Annotated in this window: 15 protein-coding genes and 3 pseudogenes; 7 read left to right on the top strand and 11 right to left on the bottom strand. The window is 39.2% G+C overall.

The genetic code is table 11. The features are described 5' to 3' along the window. Positions 1-27: 27 nt before the first annotated feature. The 6 genes and pseudogenes from FLK20_RS21860 to FLK20_RS06555 form a co-directional block, all read right to left on the bottom strand. Positions 28-261: pseudogene (locus FLK20_RS21860) on the bottom strand (N-acetylmuramoyl-L-alanine amidase family protein); the annotation flags it as partial. After that, positions 240-1,097: a Cof-type HAD-IIB family hydrolase gene (locus tag FLK20_RS06575; RefSeq protein ID WP_152655745.1), complete on the bottom strand. Its 858-nt coding sequence runs from the start codon at positions 1,095-1,097 to the stop codon at positions 240-242. The gene FLK20_RS06575 and the pseudogene FLK20_RS21860, both read right to left, overlap by 22 nt. A gap of 413 nt (positions 1,098-1,510) precedes the next feature. After that, positions 1,511-1,819 (bottom strand): PTS sugar transporter subunit IIB, encoded by a 309-nt coding sequence (locus FLK20_RS06570; RefSeq protein ID WP_152655744.1) that lies wholly within the window; start codon positions 1,817-1,819, stop codon positions 1,511-1,513. 1 nt (position 1,820) lies between these two features. Then, entirely contained in the window at positions 1,821-2,156 is a 336-nt protein-coding gene (locus FLK20_RS06565) for a PTS lactose/cellobiose transporter subunit IIA (RefSeq protein WP_194165552.1), read from the bottom strand. Positions 2,157-2,159: 3 nt separating this feature from the next. Continuing rightward, positions 2,160-3,449 carry a PTS sugar transporter subunit IIC gene (locus FLK20_RS06560; RefSeq protein WP_152655743.1) on the bottom strand — a complete coding sequence of 430 codons (1,290 nt, stop codon included), beginning with the start codon at positions 3,447-3,449 and terminating at the stop codon, positions 2,160-2,162. 12 nt (positions 3,450-3,461) lie between these two features. Further along, positions 3,462-4,772 (bottom strand): 6-phospho-beta-glucosidase, encoded by a 1,311-nt coding sequence (locus FLK20_RS06555; RefSeq protein WP_152655742.1) that lies wholly within the window; start codon positions 4,770-4,772, stop codon positions 3,462-3,464. 318 nt (positions 4,773-5,090) lie between these two features. Between FLK20_RS06555 and FLK20_RS06550 the strand changes: the two genes are divergently transcribed. Continuing rightward, the gene (locus FLK20_RS06550; RefSeq protein WP_152655741.1) at positions 5,091-5,813 is read left to right on the top strand and encodes a GntR family transcriptional regulator; all 723 of its coding nucleotides are present in this window, start codon (positions 5,091-5,093) and stop codon (positions 5,811-5,813) included. Positions 5,814-5,853: 40 nt separating this feature from the next. After that, positions 5,854-6,552: a chitin disaccharide deacetylase gene (gene chbG / locus FLK20_RS06545; RefSeq protein WP_152655740.1), complete on the top strand. Its 699-nt coding sequence runs from the start codon at positions 5,854-5,856 to the stop codon at positions 6,550-6,552. A gap of 138 nt (positions 6,553-6,690) precedes the next feature. Here chbG and FLK20_RS06540 read toward each other — a convergent pair whose 3' ends face one another. Next, on the bottom strand, positions 6,691-7,761 hold the full coding sequence (locus FLK20_RS06540; protein ID WP_152655739.1) for a YdcF family protein: 1,071 nt from the start codon (positions 7,759-7,761) through the stop codon (positions 6,691-6,693). A gap of 130 nt (positions 7,762-7,891) precedes the next feature. Here FLK20_RS06540 and FLK20_RS06535 point away from each other — a divergent pair, with 130 nt between their 5' ends. Beyond that, positions 7,892-9,040: a CapA family protein gene (locus tag FLK20_RS06535; protein WP_152655738.1), complete on the top strand. Its 1,149-nt coding sequence runs from the start codon at positions 7,892-7,894 to the stop codon at positions 9,038-9,040. 485 nt (positions 9,041-9,525) lie between these two features. On the opposite strand, the pseudogene FLK20_RS21855 reads toward FLK20_RS06535, so the two are convergent. Beyond that, positions 9,526-9,625, bottom strand: a pseudogene (locus tag FLK20_RS21855) (IS1595-like element ISFiba1 family transposase); the annotation flags it as partial. Positions 9,626-9,691: 66 nt separating this feature from the next. Between FLK20_RS21855 and FLK20_RS06530 the strand changes: the two are divergent. The 4 genes and pseudogenes from FLK20_RS06530 to FLK20_RS06515 all read left to right on the top strand — a co-directional run bounded on the left by FLK20_RS06530 (position 9,692) and on the right by FLK20_RS06515 (position 15,941). After that, positions 9,692-11,782, top strand: a complete 2,091-nt coding sequence (locus FLK20_RS06530; RefSeq protein ID WP_194165551.1) for a purple acid phosphatase family protein — start codon at positions 9,692-9,694, stop codon at positions 11,780-11,782. A 168-nt stretch (positions 11,783-11,950) separates the two neighbouring features. Further along, positions 11,951-12,160 (top strand): annotated as a pseudogene (locus tag FLK20_RS06525) (family 1 glycosylhydrolase); the annotation flags it as partial. 326 nt (positions 12,161-12,486) lie between these two features. Further along, positions 12,487-14,457, top strand: a complete 1,971-nt coding sequence (locus FLK20_RS06520; protein WP_152655736.1) for a beta-glucoside-specific PTS transporter subunit IIABC — start codon at positions 12,487-12,489, stop codon at positions 14,455-14,457. Positions 14,458-14,507: 50 nt separating this feature from the next. Then, positions 14,508-15,941: a 6-phospho-beta-glucosidase gene (locus FLK20_RS06515; RefSeq protein WP_152655735.1), complete on the top strand. Its 1,434-nt coding sequence runs from the start codon at positions 14,508-14,510 to the stop codon at positions 15,939-15,941. Between the two features lie 211 nt (positions 15,942-16,152). Here FLK20_RS06515 and FLK20_RS06510 read toward each other — a convergent pair whose 3' ends face one another. From FLK20_RS06510 to celB, 3 genes are all read right to left on the bottom strand, one after another. Then, positions 16,153-17,490, bottom strand: a complete 1,338-nt coding sequence (locus tag FLK20_RS06510; RefSeq protein ID WP_152655734.1) for a 6-phospho-beta-glucosidase — start codon at positions 17,488-17,490, stop codon at positions 16,153-16,155. A gap of 205 nt (positions 17,491-17,695) precedes the next feature. Continuing rightward, positions 17,696-19,024 (bottom strand): hypothetical protein, encoded by a 1,329-nt coding sequence (locus FLK20_RS06505; RefSeq protein WP_152655733.1) that lies wholly within the window; start codon positions 19,022-19,024, stop codon positions 17,696-17,698. Positions 19,025-19,298: 274 nt separating this feature from the next. Then, complete coding sequence (gene celB / locus FLK20_RS06500; protein ID WP_152655732.1) at positions 19,299-20,663, bottom strand: PTS cellobiose transporter subunit IIC; 1,365 nt, start codon at positions 20,661-20,663, stop codon at positions 19,299-19,301. Positions 20,664-20,675 lie beyond the last annotated feature (12 nt).

Raw genomic sequence — 20,675 nt, 5'->3', positions numbered from 1 at the left:
TGGATGGCTGGGATTGCCAGAAGCTCCTGAACTGCTTTTAGTGGATAATTGAAAAATTCTCGCAATTCCTCTTGCATGACCTAAAGCAATTTGCTCCAAAAATGCATCTGATTTTAACTTTGCTGCATCTGCTGCATGATCGATAAAACCGTTTTCCGTTAAAACAGCCGGCATGGCTGATTCCCGTAAAACATGAAAATTCGCTTGTTTTTTGCCACGATTTTGAAGGTCCGCCTGCTTTATGATTTCTTCATGCATGATTTGTCAATTAGCTTTTCCAGCACCACCGCAATGCCATCCTCCTCATTGGATAATGTTACTTCATCTGCTATGCTTTTCAGAGCCTCTTCAGCATTTTCCATAGCAACACCCTTCCCGGCATATGTCAACATCGTGTAATCATTCTGTCCATCACCAAACGCAATCGTATCTTCCGCAGCAATTCCCAGTGAGGAAAGCGTCTGCTCAACAGCATTTCCTTTATTAATATTTTTGTCTGTAAATTCAAAATAAAATGGTGCAGAAAAAGCTCCTGTCACCTGTCCTTGAAACGGCTCCTGTAATTGCTGGTAATGAGTTTGCAGATAATCTGGATCACCTGCTACTAAGATTTTATGTACTGGAAAATCTACAAAATCTGCCAAATCATCTACCTCACACAGCTTAAACCCGACTCCTCTGGCTTCATATTCAATGATATTTAGTTTTGCTCCCTCAAACCGAATCACATTATCATAAACATCTTCTACATAAAGATAGTCGTCCCGGTCAATCATTGTTTTTACATTAAACCCCTGCAAATGCTCCAACACAGCTTTTGTGTATTGGATAGGTAAAGGCTGGCTGAATACTTCGTTCCCTGTCTCACACTCAACTACTCTCGCTCCATTATAAGATACGATCAATCCCTGATAAGAGCTCATCTCTAATTCACCTGCAATGTGCTCCATTCCTTTTGTTGGTCTTCCGGATGCTAAAACGATTCTTATTCCCTGCTTTTGTGCTTCCATTAATACTTGCTTCGTTCGTGACGAGATTACTTTTTCACTTGTTAGTAAAGTTCCATCTAAATCTAATAATATTGCTTTTGGTTTCATGATTTGCCTCTCCTTCGCTATTACATCGCTATTATTCCATTATATTTTAAAACAATTTATCAATCTATATATGATCGACAACTGGCATACACAAAAATTCTAAAGCAACTAAACATAGAGAAAGCCTGTCTGAATCACTATTCATAGATTGTGATTCAGACAGACTCCTTTTAATAAAAGCTTTCTTAATCATAAGCGAAATGTCATTGGCGCAATTCTCTGCTTGAAAAATATATCCTATTTATCCATAAATACTATAACACAGAAAACCGTGAATTAGTAGAATGCTCCACTCCCTCCAAAATACCCCAGGTACTAGGAAAGCTTTGCTTTATAGACTAGTTCTCAGCCCATATTATAACAAAACTCGTATCTGCTAAAAGAAGAGCCGATACGAGTTTTCTATGTGTATTTTAGTTTTCTCCATTTAAATCAATTGCCTGCTTCAGAACCTTATCTCCCTGCATCATTCCATAAGCCATCTGATCAATAACAGCCACCTTCACACCTTGCGGCTCCACGCTTTCTTTAATTTTGCCTTCCAAATAGCGGACCTGTGGACCGATTAGAACGACCTGCAGACCTTCAAGGTGATTTTTCAATTGAGATTCTGCTACTGCTTCAATATCTGCCTCTACACCCTGCTTCTCTGCTGCTTCCTTCATCTTTTTCACAAGCATAGACGTCGACATCCCGGCTGAACAAACTAAACGTATTTTCATATTATTTTTCCTCCAGACGTTTTATTTTTTGATGCATATCTATCATTTCAACAGCTAAATCCTTGACCGTTAACGCATTCATAAGATGATCCTGTGCATGAATAAGGATGACAGAAAGCTCTGTCTGCTTTCCATTTGCCTCATCATGCAATAAATTCGTTTGCATATGATGTGCCTCTGCAAATGCTTCATCAGCAGCTTCTATTTTTGCTGCCGCTTCTTCAAATTGCCCTTTCTTCGCCAGCTGCAAAGCTTCCATCGCATCTGATCTCGCATTACCGGCGTGTAAGATAATTTGAAAAGAAAGCATTTGTACTTCTTCTTTTGTCATTGTCATGATTTATTGACCCCCCATTTTTTCTTTCATCGCACGGACTCCTGCCATTACAAATGGAATGTATAGTAAGATAGCGACTGTTAAGTTAACAAGTTGTAGAATAATTCCTTTCACACTGCCCCCTGTTACCAGATAACCGCTTAGAATTGGCGGAATGTTCCAAGGAACAATAGCTACTGTTTTTGGTACAAATCCCCAAGATAGAGCAAAATACGAAATAATAGTCAGTGTGACAGGAACTATAATAAATGGAATTAAAAATACGGGGTTTAGAACAATTGGTAAACCAAAGATAACCGGTTCATTAATATTGAAGACCCCTGCTGGTGCAGATAATTTTGCAACCTCACGATATGGATGATTCTTTTCTCTGCGAACCACTATAAATATTGCTATTAACAAGGCTAATGTTGTCCCTGATCCTCCCATAAAAACAAAGGAATCTAAAAATGGCTTAGTTACGACATTCGGCACATCAAATGCAGACATCCCCTGTTGAAACAGACTTGCATTTTGTTCAATTAGCGGCAAATAGACCGGCTCAATAACGGAACCAATAATATTTGTGCCATGTAAACCAAAAAACCACAACAAATGATTTAAAAATGCAACAACCAATGCTGCTGGAAGCGTATTCCCAAGCCCTTGAAGCGGCTCTTGAATCACGTTAAAAATCACTTCAAAAATACTAAATTCTACAGCAGCACTTAAAATTGCTTGCAGCAGTCCAACAACTGCAAGAATAATCATTGCCGGAATTAACGCTGCAAAGGAACGGGTAACACCCTCAGGTACTCCTTCTGGCATTTTGATTGTGATATTAGCCTGAATAAGAAAACGGAATATTTCTGTGACAATAAGTGCTATAATTATAGCGACAAATAGACCCTGAGTTCCCAGCCAGTTCATATTCAAACCAAAATCTTCAGTAACTGGTATGAGCATAATATAAGAAGCAATTGATATTAAACCAGCAGATAAGCCATCTACTTCATAGGACTTAGCTAAATTATAAGCTATTGTAAAAGAAATGAGTAGTCCAATAACAGCAAATGTACCATTCCAAATACTTCCCCCAACATTTTGCCAATTTCCTTCTCCAAAAATACTATTTAAAATCGCTACAATATCAAAACTTCCAAATGCAGGAAAGTTATTGATTAATACAGCTAATGATCCAATAATAATTAATGGCATTGTCGCCACAAAACCATCACGAATGGCAACTAAGTGACGTTGTGAACCAATACGACCAGCAATTTCAATAAATTTTTGCATAAATTTATTATTCATTTTGTTTTCCCCTTATCCGTTAAATTGTGGTAGATAATCCTTATGCGCTTCTAACAGTTCATCTAAAACAATTTTTGCTTTTTTCTCATCCTGAATCAACGGATTTACTAAAAAGGCATTGTACGCATCCTGGTAATCACCGGAAATACTCGCTTTAATCACAAGCTCTTCCATTGCCTTCATATTCTGAATCATTCCCCGCATCGGTGCAGGAATTTCACCTATGGTAATTGGTTTGGGACCATTCCTTGTAATGACGCAATTTGCTTCAATAACTGCATCATAAGGCAAATCAGGAATGGTGCCATGGTTCCAGGTATTTACGGTTTGAATATCTTCTTTATTATTATAAATCGAATCCATCAGACTACATGCAACCTGACTGTAAAAAGCACCGCCACGCTGTTCTAATTCTTTAGGCTTTTCGCGGAGACTTTCCTGCTTGTACAATTCAAAAAGGGACCCTTCTAATTCTTGAACGATTTCTGCACGTGTACCATTTTCTTCATAAGCTTTTAAATCCTTTTCCAGTACCGTTTCCGTTTGGAAATAGTATTGATGATACGGATTCGGCAACAGCCTGGCGGATTTAATAAATGTTTCTGACCAATCCAGCGGCATAATATTCGCCGGGCTGTAATCAAACTCTTTTTGAATCAGCTTTTGGAATACATCCTCTGTCCGATCCTCACCGCCAACATAGACCCGATCTCCAAATACAAAATGATTTAACCCGATAAATCGAATCGATACTTCCTCCGGTGGCACTTGTAATAATTCCGCTGTCGAATGACGCATATTAAATGGAATATTACATACACCAATGACTTTTTTATGTGCAGAATGATTAAGCAGCGCCTCTGTCACCATTCCTGCCGGATTTGTAAAATTAATCATCCATGCATCAGGGCATAGCTCCTGCACTTCCTCAGCCACTTCCATTAATACTGGAATTGTTCGAAACGCTTTCATTATTCCACCAGCACCATTTGTTTCCTGCCCAATCAAACCATGCTTTAACGGAATGCGTTCATCTTGAGCCCTTGCAGCTAACCCGCCAACCCGAATCTGTGTAGAGACAAAATCTGCTCCTTTTAAAGCCGATCTCCTATCCAATGTCCAGGTTAATTTGATGTTCACTTCTGCTTCTTCAATCATTCTGTTTCCCAGCTGACAAATTGTATCTACCTTTTCTTTCCCTTGTTCCACATCAACCAGAACAATTTCTGAAACTGGAAATGTAGCCTGTCTCTGAATAAGACCTTCTAAAATTTCTGGCGTATAGCTGGAGCCTCCGCCGATAATTACTACTTTTAAAGACATAACCGCTTGCTCCTTCATTTCTATTTTGTAATCGCTTTAATATTTGCTTCACCTTAATTCTTTTTAAATGTATCATACAAATAATTATTTGTCTATAAATAATAAATTAAATTTGTCATTACAATTGTTTTTTATACCTCGTTTTAGTAAACTAGTATTATATAGAAGCAAAGATATGCTTTTTTACTGATTACCCAGATATAATCAGGACCGAAGCACTTTTCGAAGATTGATTCATATTCGACATTTAATCACTTGTACTTTTATACTTAAAAGGGTATGATTTTTTAAAAGTGGCGCTAAAGGAGCACAGAGTTTATGGAGAGAAATCAATCACTACACACATATATTAAAGAAGAATTGTTACATCGTATTAAAACAAATCAATACAAGCCCGGCGAAAAAATCCCACCCGAGTTAGAACTCTGCAAAAGCTTTAATGTAAGCCGCACCACCGTTCGTACTGCCTTGAACCAACTTACATTAGAAGGTTATTTGGTACGCCAGCAAGGGCGTGGTACTTTTGTGGCCGATACAAAAGTAAAACAAGCCCTATCGCAAACCATCAGACGGTATAGTGATCAGGTGGCTGACCAGGGAAAGCATCCAGAAATTGAAGTATTGGATATTTCTGTCATAGCCGCTGATGAATTATTAGCGAACCATTTAGATGTGAATCTCCAGGATCCTATTCAGCGTATTGAACGTGTCCGCAGAGCTAATGGAGAGCCTACCCAATACGAAGTGGCTTATGTTCCATGGTCTGCTGCTCCAGGAATAAAAAAAGAACATGCCGGAAGTTCTTTATATCAATCATTAAATGAACATTTTGATGTATGGGTTTCAAAAACATCAGAAAATATTGAAATAGCTATTGCTGACGAACAAATATGCAAATTTTTAGAATGCGAACAAGGGCTCCCCTGTTTTTACATTGAAACTTTAGCTGAGTGTGAGGATGGAAGTAAGGTGGAATTTTCCAGATCCTTCTTCCGTGGAGATAAGACAAACTTTTCTATCGAACGAACTTATTCCAAATAGAATCCGTTCAAATAAATAAAAATCTGGTAGGAGTGTTTTTATGAGAGTAGAAATCAATGCAGATGATTTCGGGCTGACCAAAGGTGTCACCGATGGAATTATCGAAGCACATCAAAACGGCTGCGTGACATCAACTACTTTAATGATGAATGGCTTAGCCACCAGTTATGCTGTAGAAAAAGCACTGGAAAATCCAAAATTAAAAGTTGGCATCCATCTAGTATTAACCTGGGGAAAACCTCTTCTTTCCTCTGCTCCCCATCTGGTAAAATCAGATGGAACCTTTAAATTCACCAGTAATTTTCGTAATATGGAAGCTCCGAATATTTCGGAGGTGGAGTCAGAATGGCGTGCACAGCTGGAAGCTTACTTAGCAACAGGCTTACCTTTAGACCATATTGATAGCCATCACCATGTTCACGGCTGGTCTCCTTTAAAAAATTTAGTTATCAAGCTTGCTAAAGAATATCATGTTCCCGTCCGATATACCGATTCCTTAGCAGACCATCCGGAAATATGCTGGACAGATACGTTGTGGACAGACTTCTACAAGGAAGGTGTCACCGATAATTTATTCGATGTCATACAAAAACAAAATGTACAATCGATTGAAGTAATGACACATCCGGGACGAGTAGATGAAGCGTTAAGAAAGATCAGCTCATACACAGATGATCGTGAAAAAGAAATAGAAATTCTCAGCAGGATAGAAATTCCTGATTGGGTTGAGTCGAAATAAAGCGAAACTCCATTTAGCGAGTTCTGCGAGAGTTATCCAGTCCGTTACACTGGAATAAATAAAAGAAATCCAAACATTTACCAGAGCGCTTCTAGCAGCATTTGAAAATGTTTGGATTTCTGTTTTTTTCATTTTTTTTTAGGTGATCAGATAACCGATAATGCTCAGAAGCAAGGAGAATCCCATGATGCAGCTCACTATGATGAAGTGACGGCGCTTCCCCATGACGACAACAGCAATATATTCCCTGACCATTGCATTCGGCCAATAATAAAATGCTGTTTTTGAACCAATCCCCTGACTATCCAGGCCTGCTTTTCTGGCATAAATCCCTGCCCGGAACAAATGAAAATTATTCGTCGCAAAAATACTCTGATACTTTCCTTCTCCATTCATTTTGTCCATGATTTTTTTGGAAAACTTCATATTTTCATATGTGTTAACAGATTGGTTCTCTTGAATCGTATCCCCGATCGGTATTCCTTTTTCTACTGCATAGTTTTGCATTGCCTCTGCTTCAGGAAGCTCCTCATCAGGTCCCTGTCCGCCAGAGAAGATAATTTTAGGAGGCGTCGTCACCATTTTCTGCCGATGATAAAATTCGATCGCTTTATCAATTCTGCTTGCCAGTAACGGCGGTACACGATCCTTGATTAAGCCGCTTCCTAAGACAATAATAAAATCCTGATCCCGCTTCGGCCGATTCCATTGATTCAGTCCATAAGCTGTTAAAAAGTTAAACATATGTAAAAATACATAGGTAACAACCAATCCGGCTCCTCCAAACAGCGGCTGTAAATACTCCGGGAAAAATTGTGTAGGATTAACCACATTAATAATAATTAATGTAAGTATGCCTATCGCCATAATTAATGTTAAGGAATTTCTAAATCGTTTTCCTTCCTTTTCCATCAACACTTTTGCATTGTAAAATAGACCGGCAATTAATGCGAGCACACCAAATGGAATCAGTACCATTAACAGCAGCACCGGGAAAACTAACACGACATACTGATACGGTCCGTCGATGTAAATATAAAAGAATGCGCAAAATAAAAAGAATGTGATTAAGAAACTATTAAACAGAAATCCATTAATCAATTTGCGCGGGTCCCGCAAATAACTGACTAGAAATAGAATTAAAAATAATAGCGGTATGGAAGCAATAAAATATATCAAATAAGTCCACCTCTTTCCACCTGTTGTCATTACCCTCTCTCCTATCCGAAAAGAAGGAGATTCTTTCATTATAAGCTTTTCTGTGGATGAAATCATCATTTGTATAGAATTCATTATATGATAGGATATAACCAAGCAATGGCAAAAGGCGGAGATTTCTATGTATAAACTGACATATTTTTTTATTATTCTCTTTTTTTTAACAGCATGCTCATCGTCTACTGATTCTCATACAAGCAGCCCGCATTCCCAAAAAGATATCGCGCTGAGCGAAAAGGAAACGGATTGGATTAGCCCTCAGGTTACCGTTGCCGCAATCGGAGATATTTTAATTCATGATCGTGTTTATGACGAAGCCTGGAATGGGGAAAAATATGATTTCAAACCGATGCTTGCCGAGGTTACAGATTATTTAAAGGAGCCGGCAATCACGGTTGCCAATCAGGAAACGATTATGGGCGGTGAATCCATTGGTTTATCAGGGTATCCTAATTTCAACAGCCCATTTGAAATTGGAGATGATTTACAAGCTGCTGGTGTCGATATTATAACCATGGCAAATAACCATACATTAGATAGAGGTGAAGAAGCGATCCAAAATGCCATCGCTTATTATGAAGAAATCGGAATGCCCTACACGGGAAGCTTTAAGAATGCCGAAGATCAAGCTGAAATAAGAGTGCTGGAAACAGATCAGGATATATCTATTGCTTTTCTAAGCTATACATATGGAACAAACGGCATGCCCGTACCAGATGGAAAACCTTATCTCGTTAATTTGCTGGACCGTAAGCAGATCCAAGAAGAAGTTGAAAAAGCTAACGACCTGGCAGATATAACAATAGTGAGTCTGCATTTTGGCCAGGAAGAAGAACGAATGCCCAATCAGGAACAGAAGAATTTGGCACAGTTTGCTGCTGACTTGGGAGTTGATGTCGTCATTGGTCATCACCCGCATGTTCTTCAGCCAATAGAATGGCTGGAAGGAAAAGAAGGGAAGCAAACATTGGTTGCCTATTCTTTAGGAAACTTTCTCTCCGGTCAATATCAATTGTACAATCGGATTGGCGGTATATTCGAATTTGACCTTGTAAAAGCAGGAGATGAAGTGCTTGTTCAAAATCCCCGCTTTCTGCCGACCTTTGTCGAGTTTGAAGAAAATGGAGATGCGATTTCTAATATACAGGTAGTTCCATTAGAACAAGCATCTGAGGAACAAGCAGGAAAGCCTGATGAAGTTTTATCTGAAATACAAGATCATATGGGACAGTGGCTGCCGGAATTAGAATGGAAAGAATCAGCTGAGTAGTGGAGAAGGGATAATGTTTCTTGAGTTCCCGAACCTCTTTGATAGACTCATTTTATGGGAAATACTTCCCTTCCAGCTATTTTGAGGGATGGAGATAACCCCTCCTGAGTCCTTCACGCGCAGTCATATAATGCTGTTTACATTTCATCGAGTGAATTAACTGAATGCAAGCAGTAATTTTAAAAGCGGCCATTTTATGAAAGCGCTTATTTTTTTTATTGACTTCATACAAAAGTAGTGATAAATTATAGTTGTTCATAAACAACAAAATTGTATATATAAATTTAGGAATGTTACCTTTTTGGGCATAACCTGAACTGAATGGAATGACGCAATCTCTTTGTGTCTATTTAATCAGTTCAGGTTTTTTATTTGCAAAAATGATAATCCCGCCAGCTCAGAATAAGTAATCACCTTGGAAACTGCGCACAAGCATTAAACAACTGAACCATTTTAACCTGGGTCCTGGATCTGTTGTATCGTTAGCAAAACGCTTCTAAATAGAGGTGTGTTTTCATCAATTCAATGAAAATCACCTACTACAAAAGCTTTGGCATTAGAAATAACGTTATGAAGCCAATGCAGATTGGTCTGTGTTTTCTCACGTAAGCTAGATACGCATTATAAAAAATATAAAGAAGGATGGTAGCTATGAAGAAAAAAAAGGTAATTAGCTTTTTTATTGCTTTACTGGCACTAACAGCCGTATTAGGAGCTTGCACAAATCAATCTTCTGATGATGCAGAGGCTGACACAGCAGAGGAGACCGGGGCAACAAGTGAGGTAACTGCTTCGCTGGAGTCATTATTCGATACTGATATGACAAATTTGGAAGCGGTTAACTTGGTGAATGAGGATATGGAATGGCGTTATTATGATGGTGACGAGGATCCAAATGCCGGAACATGGTATGAGGGGTGGAACAAGCGTAACGGCTGGGCCTATCCTGAAGGCTGGTTAGACTGGGGTACCATTCCAATGGAGTTTACGGAAGCTGACTGGCCAACGTATGAAGGGAATGTATTTAGTACCAATTCTGAAACAGATGGACAAGTGTTAGCGACAACAGCAGACGGGAAAGCAAAAAGTACTTACTTCCTGCGCCATACGTTTACACTAACGCAGGAGCAGGCTGAAAGTATTTATGCGCTTGAAATTACTTCTCGTTACAATGATGCTATGACAATGTATATCAACGGGAGCCCCGTAGGAGATTTTCATAATATCCCAACTGGAAACTATTCTGAAAACATGGAATATGGGGCACAAGAAAAAGTTGCTGATGGGGAATTTATGGAAGAAACCTTTATAGTTGAGGATGTTTCAAGTGTTACAAATGGATTTATACCAGGCGAATACGAAGAAACTATTAATGAAGATGGTGCGACAAGGTATGAATTAAGCGAAGCAATGACAGATGCTGCTGGCAACTCTTTTGTGGATATTACTATCGCTGTTGAATTGCATGCGTATGATCCAGACGATAACGAAACTGGCTTTGAATTAGTAGAAGTCATTCTCAATCCGGATGAGACCCGGTTGGCAGCAAATAGTGAAGCAGTGAAGAATGTTTCTGTCAATACAGGAGCAGATGAAAATAGCATTCATTTCACTTGGAATTCTTTATCTTCTGAAGCAGGATATGTAGAAGTTATGGAAGGAACAGACCTTGAAGCATTTTCTGAAGAAGACGCCATTGTTTATGAAGCGGACTCCATAGAACTAGCTTATACGAAGTTTACTGAAACGGATTATTACGCTAATAAAGCGACAATCGACGTTGAACGTGATACAGATTATCTCTATCGCGTTGGTAACGGAGCTGGCTACTCGCAGATTTATCCACTGCGTACACAGGATATCACCGATGGTTATGACGCGATTTTCTTGGCAGATGCCCAGATTGGTACCGGGACTATTCCAACAGACGTTTTTGGATGGGAAGAAACGTTAGAGCATGCGTTTGAAACTGTGCCGGATGCCAGTATGATTTTAAACGCAGGGGACTTTGTCGATACACCCGATAACGAAAGTGAGTACGATGCATACTTTAAACCAGAGATTCTGGCTTCTTATCCAACTGCAACAACACCGGGAAACCATGATGTGGCTGCAAACTATAGAAATCACTTTAATGAGCCGAATTTATCATCCTACGGGAAAGACGAAGCAGGCAGTGATTACTACTTCACTTATGGCAACGTTTTATATCTGGTAATAAACGCCAATAATATGAACAACGAAGAGCACGTACAATTCCTGGAAGAAACAATGAAAGAGACAGCCGATCAAAAATTTGATTGGAAAGTGCTGATGTTTCACCAATCCATTTACGCAGCCGGCAAACAATCCTTGAGCGAGGATGTACCCGTCCGGCGTGATGTTTTAGTTCCGGCTATTGATGAGTCAGGAATTGATATTGTACTGATGGGGCATGATCATTCTTACGCGAGAACACATCAAATGTATAATTTTAAACCGGTTGAAAATGTTGACTTTGAAGATGAGAGTCAGACAGTTGCTGTGAACCCGGAAGGAACATTGTATATAACAAGCAGCTCTGCCAGTGGCAGTAAGTATTATGATTTAGTAGAAGAATACGACTACTTAGCTTTCAGAGAGCAATTCTATGTACCGACTTTCTCACATATCAGCTTTACGGAAGACACTTTGACAATGTCATCTTACCGCACAGATACAATGGAAGCATTTGATTCTTATACGATCAGGAAATCAGAATAAGTAATATAAAAGTCGGCGATTCAAACGACAACAAAGGTTTTGTGGACATCAATTCCACAACACAGACGGATTACCCAGCTATAAACGAGTTATATTTATACAAAGATAAGGCAGCGGGCTAGGGTGTCTCATTTATTTGTGCTTGAAAAGGTAATTTATCCATATGGGGAAGCGATTAACGATGGTGTAGATCTTTTCGGCTACACAATGTGAGGACCGATTGATATTATCTCATCAGGCACTTCAGAAATGAAAAAGCGGTATGGTTTTATTTATGTAGATCAAGACGATTTAGGCAATGGAACAAAGAAAAGATATCGTAAAGGTTCGTTTTATTGGTATAAAGATGTGATTGCGACAAATGGTGAAAAACTCTAGAAAGCAAATCATTCGCTTAAAAATCTTATTGACTTCATAAAAAAGTAATGATAAATTAAAGTTGTTAAATAATTAAAAAATTGTAAATACAAATTTAGGAATGTTACCTANATCATTCGCTTAAAAATCTTATTGACTTCATAAAAAAGTAATGATAAATTAAAGTTGTTAAATAATTAAAAAATTGTAAATACAAATTTAGGAATGTTACCTATTTTGGGCATAACCTGAACTGAATGGAATGACGCAATCTCTTTGTGTCTATTTAATCAGTTCAGGTTTTTTATTTGCAAATTTTCACAACAAACTAGAAAGAAGGGAAAAGGATGAAGTACGAGCAATTAGCTAAAGAGATTATTGATCTGGTTGGCGGTACAAAAAACGTAAATAGTGTAACACACTGCGTGACAAGACTCCGCTTCAGGTTGAAGGATTCCAAAAACGCAGATAAAAAAGCATTAGAAAATCATGAAGATGTCGTAACAGTCCGGGAAAGTTCAGGACAATTCCAGGTTGTCATCGGCAACCATGTTCCGGATGTTTACAAAGCTGTCGTTGCTGTAGGCGGATTTGAAACGGAGAAGCAAGAAGATGACAATGAAGGAAAAGATAAAGAGAAAAAGGGATTGTTCTCCAGTTTCATCGATATTATCTCCAATATCTTTATCCCGGTTCTCCCTTTACTGATGGCAACAGGTATTATAAAAGGGTTTAACTCTATGTTCATCGCACTGGGCTGGTTAGAAGATACCAGTGGTACTTCTCAAATCCTGAATGTCATTGGTGATGGATTCTTTACATTCTTACCTATTTTCTTAGGCTATACAGCCATGAAAAAATTTGGCGGCACCCCCTTCCTTGGTATGGCGATTGCTGCTGCACTTGTTCACCCGAACCTCGCAGGAATCAGAGAAAGCGAACCATTTATGACATTATTCAGCGGTACGGTATTAGAATCACCCGTACAAGTGTCATTTTTAGGGATTCCAATTATCTTAATGAGTTATACAGCATCAGTAATACCAATTATTTTATCGACTTACTTTGCTGCTAAGGTGGAACGCTGGTTTGCATCGATTATTCCACAGGTGGTTAAGTCATTTATCGTACCATTTTTAACATTACTTATCATTGTACCATTAACATTTATTGTGATTGGTCCAATTGCAACATGGCTGGCACAATCCATTGGATATGCCATCCAAACAGGATATGAAGCTGTCCCAATCATTGCTGGTATCGTTGTTGGCGGATTCTGGCAGGTATTAGTTATTTTCGGTATCCATTGGGGAATTATCCCGATTTACTATAATAACTTAGCAGTTCAAGGGTTTGACATGCTTATCGCCATGACATTTGCCGCATCCTTCGCCCAAATTGGTGCCGTGCTTGCGGTCTGGATAAAAACGAAGAATAAAAAATTAAAACGATTGAGCTTTCCCGCCTTTGTATCCGGATTCTTTGGTGTTACAGAGCCTGCTATTTACGGTATTACACTGCCGCTTAAAACACCATTCGTGATGAGCTGTATCGGCTCTGCTGCAGGTGGGGCAATCATTGCAATGACAGGTGCAGCACTTTATAGTGCAGGGCCTCTGGGCGTATTTAAAATCCCAACATTCATCCATCCGGAGAACGGTATTGACGGTGGATTCTGGGGTATGATGGTTTCCATCGTTGTTGCTTTCGTTATTGCCTTCGTATTAACATACTTCTTTGGTCGTATTAATCAAAAAGAAAATACGGAAGCGGTCATCGGGGATGAAAAAATGCAGGAAGAAATTCAGGACAAAGCATTGGTTGAAGATAACGTAAGCCAGATGAATAAAGAAAAAACGGTTCAAAATGAAAATATTTTAAGCCCTGCAAACGGAGATGTTATACCATTACCGTTCATTCAGGATGACGTATTTGCCTCCGAGGCAATGGGTAAAGGTGTCGCGATTCATCCACATGAAGGCCGGATGTATGCACCTGCAAATGGTGTCGTTACAACACTCTTTAAAACGAATCACGCCATAGGTTTGACAACAGACCATGGTGCAGAAATTCTGATTCATATCGGAATGGATACCGTTGAGTTAGATGGAAAATTCTTTGAAGCACACATCAAACAGGGGGATACAGTGAAGGCAGGAGATCTTCTGGTCGAATTTGATATAGACCAAATCGAAAAAGCAGGATATTCCGTCACCACCCCTATTATCATTACGAATACCAATTCATATGATGAGCTTGAAATGGTGTCTGGTGATACAATAGCGAAGGAAGATGTATTAATTATAACGAAAGTTTAAAGAAACTATTTAAAAAATATATTTATTAAAACATTCAAGGAGGAATTTTCATGGCTAATAACAAATTTCCAGAAGGTTTTTTATGGGGCGGTGCTGTTGCCGCCAACCAGGTAGAAGGAGCTTATCTCGAGGATGGAAAAGGACTGACAAACGTTGATTTACTTCCTACCGGCTCTAAGAGAAGAGCAATCATGGAAGGTAATATTAATCGTTTAACTCCGAATCCGGAAGACTTCTATCCTAGTCATCAAGCGATTGATTTTTATCACAATTATAAAAAGGATATCGCATTATTTGCAGAAATGGGTTTCAAATCATTCAGACTCTCTATCTCATGGGCAAGAATTTTCCCAAATGGCGATGACGCAGCTCCTAATGAAGCAGGTCTGCAATTTTATGATGACTTGTTTGATGAGTTACTTAAACACAATATTGAACCTGTTGTAACCATCGCCCATTTTGACGTGCCTGTATCACTGATCGAACGGTATAACAGCTGGGAAAGCAGAAAGCTCGTTGATTTATTTGAAAAATACTCTATTACTATTTTCGAGAGATACAAAGACAAAGTAAAGTACTGGATGACATTCAATGAAATCAATATGCTGCTGCATCTTCCATTCATGGGAGCTGGTATTGTACTTAAAGAAGGAGTAAATCGTGACCAGGTACTCTATCAGGCTGCCCATCACCAGCTTGTTGCCAGCGCCAAAGCTGTAAAAGCATGTCATGAAATTATTCCAAATGCACAAATCGGCTGTATGTTGGCTGCAGGAATGTTCTATCCCTATACAAGTAATCCGGATGATGTTTTCAAAGCTATGGAAAAAGACCGTGAATCTTTCTTCTTCATTGATGTGCAGTCACGGGGAGAATATCCGGGCTATGCCAAACGTTTCTTTAAGGATAACAATCTGACAATAGAGATGGAACCAGAAGATGAACAAATCCTAAAAGATCATACCGTTGATTATATCGGATTTAGTTATTATTCCAGCCGGACAACCAGTACAGACCCGGAAGTTCTTAAGAACGCTACCAGCGGCAATGTCTTCGGATCTGTTTCCAACCCTTATGTTGCTAAATCCGAATGGGGCTGGACCATTGATCCAAAAGGCTTCCGCATTACAGCTAACCAGCTGTACGACCGCTATCAAAAACCATTATTTGTGGTAGAGAACGGTCTCGGAGCCATTGATGAAGTGAACGCTGATGGAACCATCAATGATGACTACCGAATCGATTATCTGCAAAAACATATTGCAGAAATGGGTGAAGCAATCGAGGATGGCGTGGATATCATCGGCTATACATGCTGGGGCCCAATTGATATTGTGAGTGCATCCACCGGAGAAATGAAAAAACGCTATGGCTATATTTATGTAGATCGGGATAATGCAGGAGAAGGTACATTAAACCGTATGAAAAAGAAAAGCTTTGATTGGTATAAAAATGTTATTGCAACGAACGGTGAAGAGCTGTAATAATGATGGAGCCCCCCGAATCATTTCGGGGGGGTTCTCTATGTTTGAATACTTTATTTAGCAGGAGAAAGTGGTAAACGAGGCAGACTTATGTATCGTTAACACCAGCTTTATCATATGTACACCGCCATGGTTAAACAATTATAATGCAGTGCCGGGTATTTTGACCTTTCTTACAAAATAATCCCAGCTCCTGCATTACAACATGCTACTATTTATTCACAGTTACTTTTTCTTGAAAAAATTGCGGGAGATGTTCCTTATGTGCCTCCATCATTTCATCAATTACTTGTTTCGCAATCGTGTCACTTGGTGTTAATGGATTAATTGTTAAAGCAAGTACTGCTTTATTATAATCGCCAGTTACAGCCGCTTCTGCTGAAATACGTTCAAATGATTTAATTTGCTGTACAAGTCCACGGGCAGCAACAGGTAAATCTCCTACAGCCAGTGGAACAGGGCCACCTTTGGTTATCACACAGCTAATTTCAACGGCGGATTCATCGGGAATACTTGCAATAGCACCACGATTCATTGTGTTTACCGGCTGAATATCCCGCTTGTCATTATAGATAGATGTAATCAATCGAACGGCCGCATCCGAATAATATGCTCCGCCCCGCTCTTCTAATTGAGGTGGTTTGATATTAAGATTTTCATCTTTATAAAGCTCGAATAAATCTTTTTCCAACGCCTGAACGACCTCCGCACGGGTACCTTCTGCCTTGGAGCTTTCGATCGTCTTATCCAGCATTTCTTTCGACTTGTAGTAATACATATGATATGGACATGTTAAAGCATCTAATGCTTGCGTAAACTCCGGCTCCCAGCCTATCCCATCAATATTTTTAACGAAGCTGCTGTTTTCTGGATCGGCTAATTTTTGAAGGACTTCACCTTTGACACTGACACCATCCAAGTATACATCCAGACCGTAGACCATATGATTCAGCCCTGCAAAATCAATATGAATACGGGAATGATCTACATCTAATAATTTTGCAATCCCCATTTCCATCCCGATTGGAACATTACACAAGCCTACAACTCTATCAATATTAGAGTAACGTAATACAGCCTCCGTCACCATACCAGCCGGGTTCGTAAAGTTGATTAACCATGCATCCGGACAAAGCTCTTCCATTTCTTTTGTAATTTCCAAAATGACCGGGATCGTCCGCAAGCCTTTAAACAGCCCGCCAGGTCCATTCGTTTCTTGACCAAGTACGCCATATTTCACTGGAATACGTTCATCCTTTGCCCGTGCAGACAAACCGCCGACACGAAATTGCGTTGTAACAAAATCAGCATCCTTCAGTGCCTCTCTCCGGTCCAATGTTAAATGTACATCAATCGGAAGACCAGCTTTCTCGATCATTCGTTTCGCAAAGTTCCCGACGATTTCCAGCTTTTCCTTTCCTTCCTCAATATCGACTAACCACAGTTCGCTCAACGGAAATTCATCATATCGTTTAATAAATCCTTCTACTAACTCTGGTGTATAGCTTGATCCTCCGCCAATTGTTGCGATTTTTATACCTTTCGTCATGCTCCACGCACCTCCAAGTATTTAAAAAAACATGTTTTAACTTTTCTTTATAAATTCATTGTATCAATATCTAGTAAGTTATAAATAGCAAGGGAACATTTCGTTTTTAATAACAGGAGAAGTCATTTGTCCCGAAAATGTAACAACACGTTTCGAACCCAATGATAATTTGAGCTTCCTGCTTTAAAAAGAAATAGAGTATCTCTTATTCCGCCAGTTGCTTTTCAATCCATTCAAAGACTGGCGTATTATCATCAGCAAACGATTCATTGTTATAGAAATAAACCCAGGACCAGTGCCCATCATATTGATGAGGATCACCATTCTCGTCCTTATGTTCCCCGGATGTATCTATTACTGTTTCTGTAGAAGAAACCGCTATTTCAGATCCATCCAACTTACGTAGACGTTCCACTGTCGGGACAGTATGCTCTTCGGGAAGAAGAGTATCATCGTCTTCACTATAGATAAAAAACATTGGAATATCTTTAATAGCCTCTAATTGGGAATCTGTCAGAAAACGATCCTCGTAGCCCTCACATATTGGTATGAGCGCATCAAAAGCATCTGGATACAGAACGGCCAACCTCAGAACCATGTAACCTCCATTTGATGGCCCCGCTAACACAACTTTAGAAGCACCAACCTCTTCTTTATAAAAGTCAATCATTTCTTTCAAGGATTCGTCATAATAAGACGTTCCATCAGTTGTTCGGGTACCTTCCCCATCCATATCCAGCCACATTGTAGGACTTTGAGGAACCAAAACATGTGCATTTCCTATTGTCTGCTGGAAAGGACTATTTGCTAAAATGGCAGCTTTATTAGCTAATAAAGCTACAGATGGATCTGTATTTTCCACACCATCACCTTCCCCGCCGCCATGCAGCCAAACAAATAAAGTATCTGTATCTGTTTCAGGAGAATAGTGTGCATAATTAAAAGTTGTTCCATTGCCAGCTTCAAATGAATCATACTCAAACTGGTCTGCATCCGTTGTTCTTTCTTCCGGATCTTGCTCAATGTTCATCTCTTCCACTTCTTTTCCATCAGATACAAGAGTCTCTCCTTCTATTAATGAGAAGGATAAATAATATGGGTCGCTCCACGCATTACGCGATTTTTCCACATTATATACAAAAGGATTCCCTTCTTCCGGACTCACATATAATTCAAACACAACGAATGGTGTCGGCTCCTCCGAACTTTCTCCTTTTTCATCCACATAGTAAGCATCTACAACTTCCCGCTCAAAGGATTCTTCGATTATAGACGTGCTATCACCAGGATCAATTACTTCTTTTGTTTCCTCAATAAGAATCTCCTCTTTCGGAATTTCATCAAGAATTTTGTTAAATTCTACGGTAACTTTATCAACACCTGGTCCCCAGTCATAACCCCCTACATGAATGGAATATACTCCTGTCAGCTGGTTATCATCGACTTCAGATGTCCCCGATGAACAACTGGCTAAGACAAATAGAGTCACTATCATTCCCATTAAAATGCTTGAAAATTTCAATGTTTTCTTCATTCCATGCACTCCTTTGCTTTTTATTTTCATAAGTAATCAGCAGCAATTTTTAATCCTCCCTTCTTTTCTGTTTTGATACAAATAACCCGCCTGCTAAGGGAGACGGGTTATTTGTATCCTATGCCAACGACTAAATTCCTGGTCAAAGTCCTTAAGCTGAAGCATATTATCTGACTGACCCTATTCCTCTACATTAGATGTCTTCCGTTTCTTCATTGCATGAATCGGCTATATTGTTTCTGCTAAATTGTGATTTAAAAACCATGTTAATGATCTAAATTAACGCGTCTTCCCCTTTTTCCTGATCAACTAACTTCTTATCATACATTTTAATGAATGGAAGCCAAATCAGAAATGCTACAAAAGCACAAAGCACTGAAACAATTGCTGCCATATAGCTTCCGCCTGTACTAATAAAACCACTGATTCCTACTGGTGTAGGCCAAGGCATCATTGCAATAATTGATTCAACAAATCCCAGTTTTATCGCCCAATAACCGATTGATGCTGATACCATTGGCGCTAAAAAGAATGGGATTGCTAAGAAAGGATTATAAACAATCGGTAATCCAAATATTAATGGTTCGTTAATATTAAAGATACCGGGTGCAAGAGCTGCTTTACCTAAAACACTTAATTGTTTTGATTTAGCCATAAATGCAATAAATATACATAAACCTAAAGTCGCTCCAGAGCCGCCAATCGTTACGAAAGCATTGTTAAATTCTCCTGCCAGCGGAATATTAGCGCCATCTATATTCGATTGTATATTTGAAAGAAAAATTGGTGTCAAAAACCCAAAAACAATCGTTGCCCCATGGATGCCTACAATCCAAAGTGCATGGACGACAAAGTAAATAACCAGAATACCTAACCAGCTATTTGTAATATTTACTACGAATCCAAAGGGAATGGCTACTAATTTAAATATATCCGTACCTAATGCTATTAAAATTCCATTAACTAATAAAACAGCAAAAGCAACTAAAAATGCCGGAATTAACGCGGTGAATGATCTGGATACGCCTTCTGGTACTGCTTCAGGCATTTTTATGACCCATTTTTTCTTCACACAGTGTCGGTATATCTGCACCGCTAAGACAGACATAAGAATTGCTGTAAATATCCCTGTCGCTCCTAAACGGCTTACACCATCTTCTACCATTTGCCATCCGTGAACCGTCATATTATTTTCGTCAATCTGATGTACGAGTGACATCAGACCATTTTCTAATATGATTTCGGGGATAGTGATAAAAAAGGCAAACATCGATAGCAAAGCACCGTTTAAAGGACTGAGATTTAACTCTTCCTCCTCGGCATAAATTTTTGTATATTCATAACCAATCACAAGACCGAAATAGATTGCGAGTATTCCCATCGTTGCTTTATTCGCTAACATATATAGATCACTGATTCTAAAAAATGTATTATCAAAAAAGCCTTGCAAGAAGGTAAGTGTCTGCGGCAATACGTTTAGCACTAAAAACATGGACCCTACGATTACAAATGGAATAGACGCCATCCCGGCAGCCATGATTGCGCGCACAACACGAAGAGATGCAACTTTCCCCATAGGCCCCATCAGATATTTTTCTAAAAAAGCAAATACTTTATTTTCTCCACTTTCCGATGCCATTGGAATCCCTCA

This window comes from Oceanobacillus sp. CFH 90083 (assembly GCF_009389585.1).
Lineage (GTDB): Bacteria > Bacillota > Bacilli > Bacillales > Amphibacillaceae > Oceanobacillus.
This window is presented reverse-complemented; position numbering and strand designations above follow the sequence as displayed.

Bases quoted from the DNA above. Each gene is read 5' to 3' on its own strand.
- celB (WP_152655732.1), bottom strand. From the start codon at position 20,663: ATGGCATCGGAAAGTGGAGAAAATAAAGTATTTGCTTTTTTAGAAAAA.
- FLK20_RS06510 (WP_152655734.1), bottom strand. From the start codon at position 17,490: ATGACGAAAGGTATAAAAATCGCAACAATTGGCGGAGGATCAAGCTAT.
- FLK20_RS06560 (WP_152655743.1), bottom strand. From the start codon at position 3,449: ATGAATAATAAATTTATGCAAAAATTTATTGAAATTGCTGGTCGTATT.
- FLK20_RS06565 (WP_194165552.1), bottom strand. From the start codon at position 2,156: ATGACAATGACAAAAGAAGAAGTACAAATGCTTTCTTTTCAAATTATC.
- FLK20_RS06540 (WP_152655739.1), bottom strand. From the start codon at position 7,761: ATGACAACAGGTGGAAAGAGGTGGACTTATTTGATATATTTTATTGCT.
- FLK20_RS06530 (WP_194165551.1), top strand. From the start codon at position 9,692: ATGAAGAAAAAAAAGGTAATTAGCTTTTTTATTGCTTTACTGGCACTA.
- FLK20_RS06575 (WP_152655745.1), bottom strand. From the start codon at position 1,097: ATGAAACCAAAAGCAATATTATTAGATTTAGATGGAACTTTACTAACA.
- chbG (WP_152655740.1), top strand. From the start codon at position 5,854: ATGAGAGTAGAAATCAATGCAGATGATTTCGGGCTGACCAAAGGTGTC.
- FLK20_RS06505 (WP_152655733.1), bottom strand. From the start codon at position 19,024: ATGAAGAAAACATTGAAATTTTCAAGCATTTTAATGGGAATGATAGTG.
- FLK20_RS06515 (WP_152655735.1), top strand. From the start codon at position 14,508: ATGGCTAATAACAAATTTCCAGAAGGTTTTTTATGGGGCGGTGCTGTT.
- FLK20_RS06550 (WP_152655741.1), top strand. From the start codon at position 5,091: ATGGAGAGAAATCAATCACTACACACATATATTAAAGAAGAATTGTTA.
- FLK20_RS06535 (WP_152655738.1), top strand. From the start codon at position 7,892: ATGTATAAACTGACATATTTTTTTATTATTCTCTTTTTTTTAACAGCA.
- FLK20_RS06570 (WP_152655744.1), bottom strand. From the start codon at position 1,819: ATGAAAATACGTTTAGTTTGTTCAGCCGGGATGTCGACGTCTATGCTT.
- FLK20_RS06520 (WP_152655736.1), top strand. From the start codon at position 12,487: ATGAAGTACGAGCAATTAGCTAAAGAGATTATTGATCTGGTTGGCGGT.
- FLK20_RS06555 (WP_152655742.1), bottom strand. From the start codon at position 4,772: ATGTCTTTAAAAGTAGTAATTATCGGCGGAGGCTCCAGCTATACGCCA.